12 protein-coding genes are annotated in these 13,949 nt (G+C 73.2%); 10 read left to right on the top strand and 2 right to left on the bottom strand.

What is annotated here, in order from left to right:
• Positions 1 to 16 precede the first annotated feature (16 nt).
• From pcaH to ACZ4UU_RS18465, 5 genes are all read left to right on the top strand, one after another.
• A complete protein-coding gene (gene pcaH / locus ACZ4UU_RS18485) occupies positions 17 to 790 on the top strand; it encodes a protocatechuate 3,4-dioxygenase subunit beta (RefSeq protein ID WP_468040976.1) in 774 nt (257 codons plus the stop codon).
• A gap of 6 nt (positions 791 to 796) precedes the next feature.
• A complete protein-coding gene (pcaG, locus tag ACZ4UU_RS18480) occupies positions 797 to 1,402 on the top strand; it encodes a protocatechuate 3,4-dioxygenase subunit alpha (RefSeq protein WP_468040974.1) in 606 nt (201 codons plus the stop codon).
• Positions 1,399 to 2,694, top strand: coding sequence for a 3-carboxy-cis,cis-muconate cycloisomerase (pcaB, locus tag ACZ4UU_RS18475; protein WP_468040973.1), 1,296 nt, complete (start codon positions 1,399 to 1,401; stop codon positions 2,692 to 2,694). The genes pcaG and pcaB overlap by 4 nt, the downstream gene beginning before the upstream one ends.
• The gene (gene pcaDC, locus ACZ4UU_RS18470; protein WP_468040972.1) at positions 2,691 to 3,809 is read left to right on the top strand and encodes a bifunctional 3-oxoadipate enol-lactonase/4-carboxymuconolactone decarboxylase PcaDC; all 1,119 of its coding nucleotides are present in this window, start codon (positions 2,691 to 2,693) and stop codon (positions 3,807 to 3,809) included. Before pcaB ends, pcaDC begins: the two co-directional genes overlap by 4 nt.
• Before the next feature lie 64 nt (positions 3,810 to 3,873).
• Entirely contained in the window at positions 3,874 to 4,665 is a 792-nt protein-coding gene (locus ACZ4UU_RS18465) for an SDR family NAD(P)-dependent oxidoreductase (RefSeq protein WP_468040970.1), read from the top strand.
• A gap of 24 nt (positions 4,666 to 4,689) precedes the next feature.
• On the opposite strand, the gene ACZ4UU_RS18460 is transcribed toward ACZ4UU_RS18465, so the two are convergent.
• The gene (locus ACZ4UU_RS18460; RefSeq protein ID WP_468040968.1) at positions 4,690 to 7,365 is read right to left on the bottom strand and encodes an ATP-binding protein; all 2,676 of its coding nucleotides are present in this window, start codon (positions 7,363 to 7,365) and stop codon (positions 4,690 to 4,692) included.
• Between the two features lie 214 nt (positions 7,366 to 7,579).
• On the opposite strand from ACZ4UU_RS18460, the gene ACZ4UU_RS18455 reads away from it, so the two are divergent.
• The 3 genes from ACZ4UU_RS18455 (at position 7,580) to ACZ4UU_RS18445 (ending at position 11,138) form a co-directional block, all read left to right on the top strand.
• Complete coding sequence (locus ACZ4UU_RS18455) at positions 7,580 to 8,902, top strand: MFS transporter (RefSeq protein WP_468040967.1); 1,323 nt, start codon at positions 7,580 to 7,582, stop codon at positions 8,900 to 8,902.
• A gap of 4 nt (positions 8,903 to 8,906) precedes the next feature.
• Positions 8,907 to 10,061: an anhydro-N-acetylmuramic acid kinase gene (locus ACZ4UU_RS18450; RefSeq protein WP_468040966.1), complete on the top strand. Its 1,155-nt coding sequence runs from the start codon at positions 8,907 to 8,909 to the stop codon at positions 10,059 to 10,061.
• Positions 10,062 to 10,148: 87 nt separating this feature from the next.
• Complete coding sequence (locus ACZ4UU_RS18445; RefSeq protein WP_468040964.1) at positions 10,149 to 11,138, top strand: DUF2510 domain-containing protein; 990 nt, start codon at positions 10,149 to 10,151, stop codon at positions 11,136 to 11,138.
• Positions 11,139 to 11,299: 161 nt separating this feature from the next.
• Here ACZ4UU_RS18445 and ACZ4UU_RS18440 read toward each other — a convergent pair whose 3' ends face one another.
• Positions 11,300 to 11,914: a TetR/AcrR family transcriptional regulator gene (locus ACZ4UU_RS18440; RefSeq protein ID WP_468040963.1), complete on the bottom strand. Its 615-nt coding sequence runs from the start codon at positions 11,912 to 11,914 to the stop codon at positions 11,300 to 11,302.
• Between the two features lie 206 nt (positions 11,915 to 12,120).
• Here ACZ4UU_RS18440 and ACZ4UU_RS18435 point away from each other — a divergent pair, with 206 nt between their 5' ends.
• Complete coding sequence (locus tag ACZ4UU_RS18435) at positions 12,121 to 12,927, top strand: phosphatase PAP2 family protein (protein WP_468040961.1); 807 nt, start codon at positions 12,121 to 12,123, stop codon at positions 12,925 to 12,927.
• Complete coding sequence (locus tag ACZ4UU_RS18430; protein ID WP_468040960.1) at positions 12,924 to 13,934, top strand: DMT family transporter; 1,011 nt, start codon at positions 12,924 to 12,926, stop codon at positions 13,932 to 13,934. Before ACZ4UU_RS18435 ends, ACZ4UU_RS18430 begins: the two co-directional genes overlap by 4 nt.
• The last annotated feature ends 15 nt before the right edge of the window (positions 13,935 to 13,949 follow it).

The raw sequence follows: 13,949 nt of genomic DNA, 5'->3' as shown, positions 1-13,949 counted from the left end.
GAACGCAGGATCCCCCATGACTCTCACTCAGCACGACATCGACCAGGAGATCGCGGCCGAGCACGCCGCGTACGAGAAGCGCGTCGCCGACGGTGCCCCCGTCGAGCACCACCCGCGCCGCGACTACACCCCGTACCGCTCCTCGGTGCTGCGCCACCCGAAACAGCCGCCGATCCAGATCGACGTCAGCAAGGACCCGGAGCTGGTGGAGCTGCACTCCCCCGCCTTCGGCGAGCGGGACATCACCGAGATCGACAACGACCTCACCGGGCAGCACACCGGGGAGCCGATCGGTGAGCGCATCACCGTCGAGGGCCGGCTCCTGGACCGTGACGGCCGTCCGCTGCGCGGCCAGCTGATCGAGGTCTGGCAGGCGAACTCGGCCGGCCGCTACGCCCACCAGCGCGAGCAGCACGACGCCCCGCTGGACCCGAACTTCACCGGCGTCGGCCGCACCCTGACCGACGACAGCGGCTTCTACCGCTTCACCACCATCCAGCCGGGCCCGTACCCCTGGCGCCAGCACGTCAACGCCTGGCGGCCGGCCCACATCCACTTCTCGCTGTTCGGCACGGCGTTCACCCAGCGGCTGGTGACGCAGATGTACTTCCCGAGCGACCCGCTGTTCCCGTACGACCCGATCATCCAGTCGGTGACGGACGACGCGGCCCGCCAGCGGCTGGTCGCCACCTACGACCACAGCCTGTCGGTGCCGGAGTTCTCGATGGGCTACCACTGGGACATCGTGCTCGACGGACCGAACGCCACCTGGCTCGAAGAGGGACGCTGACCTGCCATGACGAAGATCGACACGAGCCGCCCGGAGACCGTGCTCCCCACCCCGTCGCACACGGTCGGCCCCTTCTACGGCCATGCCCTGCCCTTCCCCGGCGGCGGCGACATCGCTCCCGTCGGGCACCCGGACGGCATCACCCTCCAGGGCTACATCTACGACGGCGAGGGCAATCCGCTGCCCGACGCGTTCGTGGAGCTGTGGAGCGCCGACCCCGACGGCAACGTCCCGCGGGTCGACGGCTCGATCCGGCGCGACCCGGCGAGCGGCGGCTATCTGGGCCGCAACGGCGTGGAGTTCACGGGCTGGGGCCGTATCCAGACCGACGCGAACGGGCACTGGACGGCGCGGACGCTGCGTCCGGGTGCGCGTGGGCGGAGCGCGCCGTACATCAGCGTGTGCGTGTTCGCGCGCGGCCTGCTGGTGCATCTGTACACGCGGATCTATCTGCCGGGCGACGAGGCGGCCCTCGCCGCGGACCCGCTGCTCACCCGGGTGCCGGCCGAGCGGCGCGACACGCTGATCGCGCGGGAGCAGCGCGACGGCACCTACCGTTTCGACATCCGCCTTCAGGGCGAAGGCGAGACGGTCTTCCTGGAGTACCAGTGAATTCTCCCGATCCGGACACCGGCCTGCTCGCCCCCGGGTGGGCAGGCTCCCCCGCCGCCTACGCGACCGGTGACGGCGCCTATCTCCAGGCGCTGCTGGACGCGGAGGCGGCGCTCACCCGGGCGCAGGCCTCCCTGGGGCTGGCCCCGGCCGAGGCGGCCACCGCGGTGACCGAGGCCGCCGACGCCGGCCGCTTCGACGTACGCTCCCTCGCCGAACGCGCCCGCGGCGGCGGCAACCCGGTCATCCCCCTGGTCGCCGACCTGACCAAGGCGGTCGGCACGGAGTACGGCCCGTACGTCCACCGGGGCGCCACCAGCCAGGACATCCTGGACACGGCGACGATGCTGGTGGCGGCCCGCTCCCTCGGTCTCCTGCTCGCGGACCTCGACCGCACCCAGCGGGCGCTGGCCCGGCTCGCCGCCGAGCACCGCGACACCGCGATGCCGGGGCGGACGCTCACCCAGCACGCCGTGCCGACGACGTTCGGGCTGAAGGCGGCCGGGTGGCGGTCGCTGGTGCTGGACGCACGGGACCGGGTGAGGGCCGTACAGGAGTCGCTGCCCGCCCAACTGGGCGGCGCTGCGGGGACGTTGGCAGCCTTCGGGGCATACGGCGCCAACGATCCGGTCGAACTGCCCACGGTGTACGCCCGCGAACTCGGTCTTCGTCCTCCGCAGTTGCCTTGGCACACGCTGCGCACACCCGTCGCCGATCTCGCCGGATGCCTGGCCTGCACGGCGGGGGCGCTCGGCAAGATCGCCGCGGACGTCCTCACCCTCTCGCGCACCGAGATCGCGGAACTCGCGGAGGGCAGCGGCGGGGGCTCGTCCGCGATGCCGCACAAGTCCAATCCCGTACGGTCCACTCTGATCGCCGCCGCGGCGCGGCGGGTACCTCAACTCGCGGCCACCCTCTACGGATCGCTGGTGGCGGAGGACGAGCGGCCGGCCGGCGCCTGGCACGCGGAGTGGGAGCCGCTGCGGGAGCTGCTGCGGCTGGTCGGCGGAGCCGCCGGGGACGCCGTGGAACTGGCCGAGGGGCTGCGGGTCAGACCCGACGTCATGCGCGAACACCTCGACCTCACCCATGGGCTGATCGTGTCCGAGCGGCTGTCCGCCGAGCTGGCCCCGGTGCTGGGCCGGGCCCGCGCCAAGGCACTGCTCACCCGACTGGCGTCCGAGCGCCGCCCGCTGGCCGAGGCGCCGGAGCTGACGGACGTCGACCTCGATCCCACCCACTACACCGGCTCCGCCGCCACCCTCACCGACCGTGCCCTGGAGCGACGTTGACCGACAAACTCCTCAACCACCATGCCGAGGGGTCCGCTTCCGCGCCCGCGCTGCTTCTCGGGCCCTCGCTCGGCACCTCGTACGCCCTGTGGGACCAGGTCGCGCCCGAGTTGTCGATCACCCATCGGGTGGTCCGCTGGGATCTGCCTGGGCATGGGGGTTCTGCGGCGGATCTCATCGGCGCGGGCGCGACCGTCGGTGACCTCGCCGACCTGGTGCTGGCGCTCGCCGACTCGTTCGGCATCGAGCGGTTCGCGTACGCGGGGGTGTCGCTGGGCGGTGCGGTCGGGTTGCACCTGGCCGTGCACCACCCCGAGCGGATCTCCTCGCTGGCCGTGATCTGCTCGTCGGCGCACTTCAACGGCGCGAAGCCGTGGGAGGAGCGGGCCGCGCTGGTGCGGAGCCAAGGGCTGGCGAGGCTCGCCGCGAGCGCGGACTCCCGCTGGTTCACGTCCGGCTTCACCGTGCCGGCGCTGGTCCAGGACCACCGGGACGCCGATCCGGATGCGTACGCCGCCTGCTGTGACGCGCTCGCAGCCTTCGACCTGCGCGAACGGCTGCCCGAGATCTCCTCGCCCACCCTGCTGATCGCGGGCCGTGAGGACCCGGCGACACCGCCGGCGCATCTGCGGGAGATCGCGGACGCCGTACCCGGTGCGACGCTCGTCGAGCTTCCCGGGGCCTCGCATCTGGCGCCGGCGCAGTGCCCGCGGGCGGTGCTGACGGCGCTGCGGGCGCACTTCGGCGGCGGCGCAAAGCTGGGCATGGAGGTGCGGCGCGAGGTGCTCGGTGACGCCCACGTCGACCGGGCGCAGGCTCGGCAGACGCCGTTCACCGCGCGCTTCCAGGACTTCATCTCGCGCTACGCCTGGGGTGAGATCTGGACGGATCCGACGCTCAGCCGCCGCGAGCGCAGCATGATCACGCTGACGGCGCTGGTCGCCCACGGCCACTACGACGAGCTGGCCATGCATGTCCGCGCGGCCCGGCGTAACGGGCTGACCCCGGAGGAGATCGGGGCCGTACTGCTCCAGACGGCCGTGTACTGCGGGGTTCCGGCGGCGAACTCGGCGTTCGCGGCGGCGCAGCGCGTCCTGGCGGAAGAGGAAGGGTGACCCTGCTGGTCGTACCACCGGCAGCGCCTCGCACATGTCCGCACGCCGTGCCTACGGTGGAGGCATGTCCACGATTCTGCTCACCGGCGCCACCTCCGGGCTCGGGCGCTACGTCGCCTTCGAGCTGGTCCGCTCGGGGCACCGCGTCCTGGCTCACGGTCGGGACGCGGGCCGCACCGAGCGGCTCGTCGAGGAGCTGCGGGCCGAGGGCGAGGCCGAGGGGTTCGTCGCCGATCTGGCCTCGCTGGGGCAGGTGCGGGAGCTGGCCGCCCATGTCGCCGAGGCGTACCCGGAACTCGACGTACTGATCAACAACGCGGCGGTGGGCGCCGGACCCCACCCGTCCGAGCGGGAGCTCAGCGCCGACGGGCACGAACTGCGCCTCGCGGTCAACTACTTGGCGCCGGTCGTACTGACCCGCGCCCTGCTCCCGGTGCTGCGCGCCAACGCGCCCGCGCGGATCGTGAACGTCGGCTCGGCCGGCCAGGAGCCCCTGGACCTCGACGACCCCGAGCTGACCCGCGGCTACGACGGACTCTCGGCGTACTGCCGCAGCAAGTTCGCCCTCGCGGCGCATACGTTCGTCCTCGCCGCGGAACTGGACGGCACCGGGGTCTCGGTGAACGTGCTGCACCCGGCGACCCACATGGACACGGCGATGGTCCGCGAGGGCGGCTTCACACCCCGGCACACGGTCGCCGACGGCGCACCGGGCGTCCTGGCCCTCGCCACCCGGGAGCTGGGCACGGGCGGCTACTTCGACGGCACGAGCCCGTCCCGGGCGCACGAAGGGACGTACGACCCCGAGGTGCGCAAGCGGCTGGCCGCGGTCACCGAGCAGTTGCTGAGCCTCTGACCCCTCTCACACCACATCCGAAGCTCACACGACGCCCGACAGCAACGCCGTCTCCGCCTGCGTGACGAGCCCGTCCGCGCCGCACGAGCGGGCCAGCGTCAGCCCGCGCCGGAGCTCCGCGGCCGAGCGGGCGGCGATGCCGTACTCGACACGGGCCGCCGCGTGCTCGTACTGGCAGGGCGAGGCCTCCAGGTAGGTGACGGCCTGCTCGGCGAGGCGGACCGCGCGCTGGCCGGTCTCCAGGGCGGCGGCACAGCGCAGGGCCTCGCCGATCGCGGTGTCGGTGCCGAGCCGCTCGGCGTGCCGGCGGACATCGGTGGCGAGGCGGGCGGCGCGTGCCGGGTCCTCGCCCGCCAGGGCGCGGGCCAGGTCGACGGCCCAGGGGACCAGCACCGGGTTGTGGTGGCCGCGGGCGTCGGCCGCCTTCTCCGCCGCCTCCAGTTCGTTGACGCCGTCCTTCGTGCGGCCGGCGGCGAGGAGCAGGCGGCCGCGGACCGAGCGCGGGTCGGGCAGGACGATGGTGGACGGATAGGGCGGCGCGAAGCCGTACTGCTCGGCGATCTCCCAGGCCTCGTCGACGTGCCCGCGGGCGAGCAGCGTGTCGACGAGGTTGCAGGTCGCGGACCAGTGCAGGGGCAGCCGGCGGCCGACGCGCTCGGCGAGCGCCAGTGACCTGCGCAGGGCCGCCTCGGCCTCGCGGAGCCGGCCGCGCCTGCGGTGGCCGAGACCGACGTAGGCGTGGGCCAGGGAGAGGTGGCCGCCGCTCCAGCCGGCGGACTCGTACGCGCGCAGGGCCTCGTTGTAGAGGGTCTCGGCCCGGTCGAGCCGGTCGGTGTAGGCGTAGGAGCTGGCCAGCATCATCGGCAGCTCCAGGCCCCACTCCGGGTCGGTCCAGCCGAGTCCGGGGGCGAGGCGGCCGTTGACGAGGGCGCGGTCGCAGAGTTCGACGACCTCCTCGGCGTTCTCGCCGCGGGCCATCGCGTCGAAGCCGCGCAGTATGAGCAGGGCGCGTTCGGAGTTGTCGCGGCCGGAGCAGGTGGCGGCGAGTTCGGCTAGGCGGGTGGAGCGTCCCGGGGAAGTGGCCTCGCCCGCGTGGAGGCCCTCCCACATGAACTGCACGGCCTGGAGCCGCAGCCTTGCGGGGCCGGCCTCGTGCCGGGCGGCCTCCGCCTCGACGGTGCGGACGGCCTCCTCCAGCTGGTCGTTGTGGAGCAGGGCCTGGGAGAGGCGGTAGACGGCGTCGACGCGTTCGTCGCCGTCGAGGCCGGGCATGGCGAGGGCGCTCTGGAGGTGGTCGATGGTGGTGGCGGGCGCGGTGAGGAGGGTGGCGCAGCCCAGTTCGTGGAGCACGCGCGCGTGGGCCTCGGGCGGGGGCGGCTCCACGAGGGCACGCTCCAGGCAGCGGCGGGCGGCGTCGGGGGCGCCGACGGCGAGGTGTTCGCGGGCGGCCTCGCGCAGTTGCTCGACGAGTTCCTCGTCGCTGTCCGGGTGCACCTCCAGCAGGTGGCGGGCGGCGACCGCGGCGCCGCGGCCGTTGTCGGTGACGACACGGGCGGCGATCCCGTGCATCGCGGTGCGCAGGGCGTCGGGGATGGAGTTGTAGACGGCGCTGGCGATCAGTGGATGGACGAACTCCAGGTCGCCGTCGTCCGGTTGGGCACCCGCCGGGTCGGGCTCGGTGAGTATGCGCGCGGCGCGCAGCAGGTCGGCGCAGCGCACGGCGTCGTCCACGCTCATGGTGGCGAGCTCGGCCACCAGGTCGACGGAGATACCGGTGCCGAGGATCGCGGCGGCCCAGGCGAACCGGGTGGCCTCGATCCCGAGCGTCTCCAGGCGGGCGACCAGGCCGCCGCCGCGGGCCGAGCGGTTCAGGGCGCGCAGCTCGGCGGCCGCTGATTCGGTGGGCTCGAACTCGCTGTCCTGGACCTTGGCGAGGAGCTCGACGGTCTCGTACGGGTTGCCGCCGGTCACGGCCCAGACCTCGCGGCAGAACGGGGCGTCGGCGTGGGCGCCCAGGGTGGCGCGGGTGAGGCCGGCGGTCGCGTCCGGGGTGAGGGCGCTCAGGGTGGCGACGGAGCTGCCCGCGGCGGCGACCGCGTCGAGGTGGCGGGCGCTGTCGCCGCCGACCTCGCCGGGGCGGCGGGCGACGACGACCAGGACGCTCTGCTCACCGAGGCGTTCGGCGAAGGCGGCGAGCCAGCGCAGGGTCTCCTGGTCGGCCCAGTGGGCGTCGTCGATCAGCAGCACCAGCGGCCAGTCGCGCCGGGCCAGTCGGCGTACGGCGGCCACCAGTCCGTCGCACACGCCCTGCGGGTCGGCCTGGCGCTCTCCGGGTCCCGTTATGCCGAGGGCGGGTCCGGCGATGTCGTACCAGTCGCCGAGGTACTCGCGGGCCTCCTCCGGCATCAGCGACAGCAGGGCGGGCTGGAGCAGCTGCCGTACGACGTTGAAGGGGACAGAGCTCAGGGTCTCGCTGCCCCGGGCGGACCACACCGTGCAGCCGCGGGCCTCGGCGATACGGCGGGTTTCGGCCAGCAGCGCGGTCTTGCCGAGTCCCGCCTCGCCGCGGAGCACCAGAAGGCTGCCTGACGAGGACTTGTCCGCACACAGGGCGTCGAGGGCCCGCTCGACGGCGGCGACTTCCTCGTCGCGCTCCCACAGGGAGGCCGAGGCGGCCTGTGTGGGCCGTACCTCCGTCATCCCGCTACCTCCCCAAGTCGCCCGAACGACGTACAGAGCTCGAGCGTAGCCGTCCGATTGCCTAAGTGGAGGCGGGTCCGGGCACCTGTTGCCGTGACGGGTGACAACCGGCGCGCGCGGGCGACGCGCAGGGCCCGCGACCTGCACGGCCGGAACTTACCAACAGTCAAAAACCGGCCTCTCGACCGGAATTCGTGATTCAGGAGGCGCGTGCATGACGTCGACTTTCCCCGACCGTGGCAGGGTCCACTCCCGCAGGGCACTGGTCGCGGGATCGGTGGGCAACTTCATCGAGTGGTACGAGTTCGGTGTCTACGGCTACTTCGCGACGATCATCGCGGCGCGGTTCTTCACACCGGAGGGCGGCAGCGAGGTCGAGGCACTGGTGAAGACGTACGCGTCGTTCGCGCTGGCGTTCTTCTTCCGGCCGGTCGGCGCGGCCGTCTTCGGCCGGCTCGGCGACCGGATCGGCCGGCGTCCGGTGCTGATCCTGGTGATCGCGCTGATGACCGGGGCGACGACGCTGATCGGCGCGCTGCCCACGTACGACACGGTCGGCGCCCTCGCCCCGTGGCTGCTGACGTTCCTGAGGGTGCTGCAAGGGCTGTCGGCGGGCGGGGAGTTCGGGGGCGCGGTGTCGGTGATGACCGAGTTCGCGCCACCCGGGCGGCGCGGGCTGTACGGGTCGTGGCAGTCGTTCACGGTGGCGCTGGGACTGCTGGGCGGTGCGGGGGCGGCGGCGCTGCTGGCCACGGTGCTGACCGAGCGGCAACTGGGCGACTGGGGCTGGCGGTTGCCGTTCCTGCTGACGTTGCCGCTGGGGCTGGGTGCCCTGTGGCTGCGGCTGCGTCTTGACGAGACGCCGGCGTTCCGGGAGGAGCGGGAGGCACAGCCGCCGCGCGGGCGTGAGGTCGCCGGGGCGATCGCACTGGGCGCCGGGCGGATCATGGGGTGGGCGGCGGCCGGGTACACCTTCCTGGTCGTGCTGCCGTCGTATCTCCAGTCCACGCTGGACGCGAGCTTCCAGCAGGCGCTCATCGCCACGGTGCTGGCCAACCTCGGTTTCGCGATGACGATCGTGCCCGCGGGGTGGCTCAGCGACCGGGTCGGGCGGCGGCCGGTGATGCTGGCGGGGGCGGCCCTGGTGGTGGTCCTCGCCGTGCCGCTGCTCAACCTTCTCCAGGACCCGGGCGTTTCCCTCACCGTGAAGGGTGTGGCCGTGTGGGGTGCGGGCGCGGTGGTGGGGCTGATGGCCGGGCCGGGTCCGGCGATGCTCGCGGAGCTGTTCCCGACGAACGTGCGCTACACGGGGCTGGGGCTCGCCTACGCCCTGTCCAATGCGGTGTTCTCGGGGTGTGCCGGGCTCATCATCACGGAGACGATCGAACGGACCGGGAACGTGGACATCCCCGCGTACTACGCGGCCGCGACCTGCGCGGTGAGCGTCCTGGCGCTCGCCACCGTATCGAGGGCGTCGGTGCGGAAGCCGACGGCCGCGGTCGACGAGGCGACGGAAGCGGCGGGAAAGGCGGAGTGAGCGCATGCGGGTGATCGGCCTGATGTCGGGCACGTCGTACGACGCCATCGACGCCGCGGCCGCCGATCTGAGCCTCGTCGGCGACAGCCTGGTACTCAGGCCGCTGGGGCTGGTGAGCGAGGCGTACGACGAGGTGCTGCGGGAGGCGCTCGCAGCGGCGCTGCCACCGGGGACGACCTCGATGGCGCAGGTGTGCCGGCTCGACACGCGGATCGGGCAGGCCTTCGCGGCGGCCGCCGTGCGCGCGGACCGTGAACTGTGCGAGGGGCGGGCGGCGTTGGTCGCCTCGCACGGGCAGACGGTCTACCACTGGGCCGAGGACGGGAAGGTGTACGGCACCCTTCAGCTCGGGCAGCCGGCGTGGATCGCCGAGGCGACGGGGCTGCCCGTGGTCGCGGACTTCCGGCCCCGGGACATCGCCGCCGGCGGACAGGGCGCCCCGCTGGTCAGCCTGGTCGACCTGCTGTGGCTGCGCGGCCGGCCGGGCACACCCGTCGCCCTCAACATCGGCGGGATCGCCAACCTCACCGCACCCGACGGCACCGCCTTCGACACCGGCCCGGGCTGCGCCCTGATCGACGCGGCGGCGCGGGGGTTCAGTGGCGGACGGCTGGCGTACGACGTGGACGGGGCGCTGGCCGGTCGCGGCGGCGTCCACGAACCGCTGCTGCTGCGACTGCTGGAGGAGCCGTACTACGCGCTGCCCGCGCCCAAGACGACCGGCAAGGAACTCTTCCACCTGGGCCATCTGCGGGACGCGCTGGCCGGATTCGGCACCCTGCCCGCCGAGGACGTCGTCGCCACGCTGACCATGCTCACGGCGCGGACGGTCGCCGAAGCGGTGCGCGCGGCGGGCGCGACGGAGGTGATCGCCTCGGGCGGCGGGACCCGCAACCCGGTCCTGATGACGATGCTCGCACAGCGCCTGCCCGGGGTGTCCCTGCGCACCTCCGACGAGCTGGGGCTCCCGGCGGCCGCGAAGGAGGCGTACGCCTTCGCCGTACTGGGCTTCCTGACCGCCCACGCCCTGCCCGGCGGCGTCCCCGCGGCCACGGGCGCCCGGCACGCACGCGTACTCGGCTCGGTCACACCCGGCCGGAACGGGCTGCGGCTTCCCCCACCTGCGGAGAATCGACCGGTACGGCTGGTCCTGGAGTGAGGCGGCGGGCCTTCCGGAGCCGGATCCGGTGGTTCCGGGGCCGGTTCCTCTCATCCGACTTTCACCGACACCTCATACGGTGGGCGCATGACGCAGGTGACTCCTCCCGGCTGGTACCCCGACCCGGGGCAGAAAAGTGACGGTCCGCCCACCGAGCGCTGGTGGGACGGCAAGGCATGGACGGATCAGGTCCGGCCCGTGGGGTCGGCGGACGTATGGGGTCCTCCGGAGCAGTTGGCGGCCGGCGGGGCGTATCCGGTGCATCCGGGGTATCCCGGCCAGTTGCAGTCGGGCGGTCGGCGCGGGCTGCGCACGGGCATAGCCGTGGGAGTCGCCGCGGTCGTCCTCGCGAGCATCGGCGTCGGCGTGTACGCGCTGACCGCCGACGACGGCTCGGGCGGCAGCGTCAACTCCCAGCAGGGCGGGCCCGGAGGCGGGCAGGGCGGGCCCTTCGGCGGGAACGGCGGATCCGGGGGCGGTGGCAACGGCGGCGGGGACGGCGGTTCCGGTGGGGCGTCGCCCTCGCCCGACCAGTCCGAGGCGCCGAAGGTGGACAGCGGGTCGGTGACCGACGCCGTGAGCGGGATCAGTCTGCCCATCCCGGACGGCTGGTACGGCCAGGTCATCAACTGGGGCGCCCACGTCGGGTCGGACGAGACGTACAAGTGCCCCTCCGACACCTCGCAGACCTGTATGAAGGGCGGCGCGTACTCGGCGCCCGCGCTCGCGCTCGGCACCAAGGGCGACACGGCCGAGGAGGTCGCGAAGGCGGACATCGCGGCGAACGCCGAGGAGTCCTATGGCAAGGGGTACGGCGAGATCACCTCGCACGACGTGCTGGCCTCCAAGGCGGTGACCGTGGCCGGGCAGAAGGGCTACCTGGTCCGCTGGAAGGCGATTACGAGCAAGGGCGCCGACGGCTACGTCGAGTCGCTGGCCTTCCCCTCGCCCGCGAGCGAGCGGCAGATCGTCGTGGTCCGCGTCGGCGTCGACGTCGACCAGGGCCAGGCGGTGCTGGACGAGATCGCCAAGGGCATCAAGGTGTCCACCGGCGGCGGCAACGGCCAGGACGTCTGACGCACTCCGACCGGAAACAACCGGACGTCATGCGGCCGGGTGGGGCGCCCCTCCGCTCAAGAGGAACCCCACCCGGCCGGGGGGTGCGCGCCGCCCCCGTCCCCACGGTGCGGCGCGGATCAGGTCACCGTCCAGTCATCCCGTGGACGGCGTCCTGAGTCTCAGGTGAGGCCCAGCGCGGGCAGCACGGCGGCCTCCACGAACCGGACGAGATAGTCGGGGTCGGCGTCCTCGCCCTCCAGCACGGGCCGGGCCCGCAGCACGCCGAAGATCTGGGCGGGGACGTACTCCAGGGCGGGATGGCCGGCCGCGACCTCCCCGCGCTCGACCCCGCGCAGCAGGATCTGCCGCAGCGCGTCGATCTCGGGGTCGATGAGCGCCTCGCGCAGCGCGCACTTGAGTTCCGGGTCCTCCATCACGGCGTGTCCCAGCGCCTGGAACAGCCGGGTGTCCTTGCCGGACCAGGCCCCCGCGGCCCGTGCCGCCTCGCGCAGGTCACCGGCGAGCGTGCCGGTGTCGATGCCCTCGAAGCGGCTCAGCCGGCTGGCGCGCAGGGCCGCCGCCACGAACTGGGGCTTGGTCTTCCACTGCCGGTACAGCGTGGACTTGCTGCACCGGGTGCTGCTGGCGACGCCCTCCATGGTGACGGCGTCATAACCGCACGCGCGGATCTGTTCGAGCACGGCGTCGAAGAACTCCTGCTCACGTTCAGGCGTGATCTTGGAGCGGCGCGAGGCGACGACCGTCTCCGGTCCCTCGGCGGCCTGCGACGTCATCGGCCCTTCCCCTCACTTCCGTGTGCCGTGTCCAGTGTGTCGTACGTCTATCGATACGCCACTGTACCGGAACGCCGTCGTATCGGTACAGTGGCGTATCGGTACAGTGGCGTTTCGGTACATCGACGTTTCGGTACGTCGCCGTATCGATGAGTCGCCGGGTACCACCCAGCACCACCCACCGTTCGGCGAAAGGGCCGGGGGCAATGAATGGCCGCACCGAGGCTGATCGGACGGAGACCGACGCGATAGCGCGGCCTCCGCTCGTCCGGGAGCTCCTGCTCGTCGCAGGGCTCTTCCTCGTCTACAAGTTCGGCCGGCAGCTGGCCACGGGCCACACCGCCGAGGCGTTCCGCAACGCGAACCGCGTGTGGAACCTGGAACGAACCGTCCATCTGCCCGGCGAGGGTGCGGTGCAGCACCTTCTGCTGCACGGCGACACGCTCATACACCTCGCGAACACCTACTACGCGACCGTGCACTTCCCGGCCACCGCGGCCTTCCTGGTCTGGACGTACCTGCGCCGCCCCGCCCACTACGTCTGGGCCCGCCGCGTCCTCGCCGCTGTCACCGCCGCCGCCCTGGTGGTCCATCTGACGTTCCCGCTGGCCCCGCCGCGCATGCTCGCCGCGACCGGCCTGATCGACACCGGCCGGGTCTACGGCCCCTCCGTGTACGGCCCGCCCCGGACCGACCACCTCTCCAACCAGTTCGCGGCGATGCCGTCGCTGCACTTCGGCTGGGCCCTGATGGTGGCGATCGGCCTGATCGTGGCGACCCGCTCCCGCTGGCGCCTGCTGTGGCTGCTGCACCCCCTGCTGACCCTGCTGGTCATCGTGGGCACGGCCAACCACTACTGGCTCGACGCGATCGTGGCGACGGCCATGCTCGGCATCGCGCTCGCGGTGATTCACCCGCCGCGGCGCACGGCGACGACGGCCGGACGCGGCGCCGACAAGCTCGTGCCCGCGGCCCGGGACGAGGAATCCGTACTCGTGGGAGCGGGCCGATGAACGCCACCCTGATCGCCGTCGCCCTGTCCCTGTTCTCCGCGGTCGCCTACGCCGCCGCGGCCGTGGCCCAGGAGCGGCTGGCCTCCCGCGCCCCGGGATCGAGCCTGGTCCGGCTGCTGCGGTCCGGCGCCTGGTGGGGGGCCGTCCTCCTCAACGGTTCCGGCGCCCTGCTGCACGTCGTGGCCCTGAAGTACGGTCCGCTGACGGTGGTGCAGCCGCTCGGCGCGCTCACCCTGGTGGCCGCGGTGCCGCTGGGCGCGCGGATCGCCGGCCGGCGGGTCAGCTCGGTCGAGTGGCGCGGTACTGCGCTGACGCTCGGCGGACTGGCGGCGATCCTCGTGACGGCGTCCGGGCCCGCGCCCGAGGAGGTGCTGAGCACGTCCGAGGCGGTGGCGGTCGCTGCCGTGACGGTGGCGCTGATCGGCATGCTGTCACGGCCGGGCGCCCGGCCGGGGCTGCGGCACGCGACCGCGTCCGGTTTCGCCTCCGGGGTGGGCTCGGCGCTCACACAGACCGTGACCGTGGCCATGACGGACCACTCCGCCCCGCTGCTCAGCCCGCAGGTGATCGGAGTGGCGCTGCTGGTCGCGGCCCTCGCGGCGAGCGGGCTGCTGCTGTCGCAGACCGCCTACCAGGGCGGCCTCGGCGCACCGCTGGCGATGGTGACACTGGCCAACCCGATGGCGGCCGCGGTGATCGGGCTCGTCCTGCTCGGCGAGCGGCTGCAGGGCGGCGCGGAGGGGGTGCTCCTCGCGCTGGCCGGGGCGGGTTTGGCGTCCTGGGGCGTGGTGCTGCTCAGCCGGGCGGCTCCCGAACCGGACGCCGTGAAGGCTCAGCAGACTGCCCGCACGGCAGCGCCGGACAAGGGGCGCGGGGAACTGCGCGACCAACCACGGCACAGCCGCACCCGACGAACAATCCGACGCGGCACCCCCGTCGTCGCACCCGCGCAGGAACCGGCGTTGGTGCCCCGGCAACCGGAGCCGAGGCACCTCACACCGCTGTGACCGCCCTTGTGGCAG

This window comes from Streptomyces sp. NPDC028907, assembly GCF_055564995.1.
The sequence above is the reverse complement of the archived record's forward strand: the minus strand, read 5'-3'. Positions and strand labels throughout refer to the sequence as shown.

Excerpts from the sequence above, each read along its gene's own strand:
- pcaH (WP_468040976.1), top strand. The coding sequence starts at position 17 with ATGACTCTCACTCAGCACGACATCGACCAGGAGATCGCGGCCGAGCAC.
- ACZ4UU_RS18440 (WP_468040963.1), bottom strand. The coding sequence starts at position 11,914 with ATGACGTCGCAGGCCGCCGAGGGACCGGAGACGGTCGTCGCCTCGCGC.
- ACZ4UU_RS18455 (WP_468040967.1), top strand. The coding sequence starts at position 7,580 with ATGACGTCGACTTTCCCCGACCGTGGCAGGGTCCACTCCCGCAGGGCA.
- ACZ4UU_RS18460 (WP_468040968.1), bottom strand. The coding sequence starts at position 7,365 with ATGACGGAGGTACGGCCCACACAGGCCGCCTCGGCCTCCCTGTGGGAG.
- ACZ4UU_RS18430 (WP_468040960.1), top strand. The coding sequence starts at position 12,924 with ATGAACGCCACCCTGATCGCCGTCGCCCTGTCCCTGTTCTCCGCGGTC.
- ACZ4UU_RS18450 (WP_468040966.1), top strand. The coding sequence starts at position 8,907 with ATGCGGGTGATCGGCCTGATGTCGGGCACGTCGTACGACGCCATCGAC.
- ACZ4UU_RS18445 (WP_468040964.1), top strand. The coding sequence starts at position 10,149 with ATGACGCAGGTGACTCCTCCCGGCTGGTACCCCGACCCGGGGCAGAAA.
- ACZ4UU_RS18435 (WP_468040961.1), top strand. The coding sequence starts at position 12,121 with ATGAATGGCCGCACCGAGGCTGATCGGACGGAGACCGACGCGATAGCG.
- pcaG (WP_468040974.1), top strand. The coding sequence starts at position 797 with ATGACGAAGATCGACACGAGCCGCCCGGAGACCGTGCTCCCCACCCCG.
- ACZ4UU_RS18465 (WP_468040970.1), top strand. The coding sequence starts at position 3,874 with ATGTCCACGATTCTGCTCACCGGCGCCACCTCCGGGCTCGGGCGCTAC.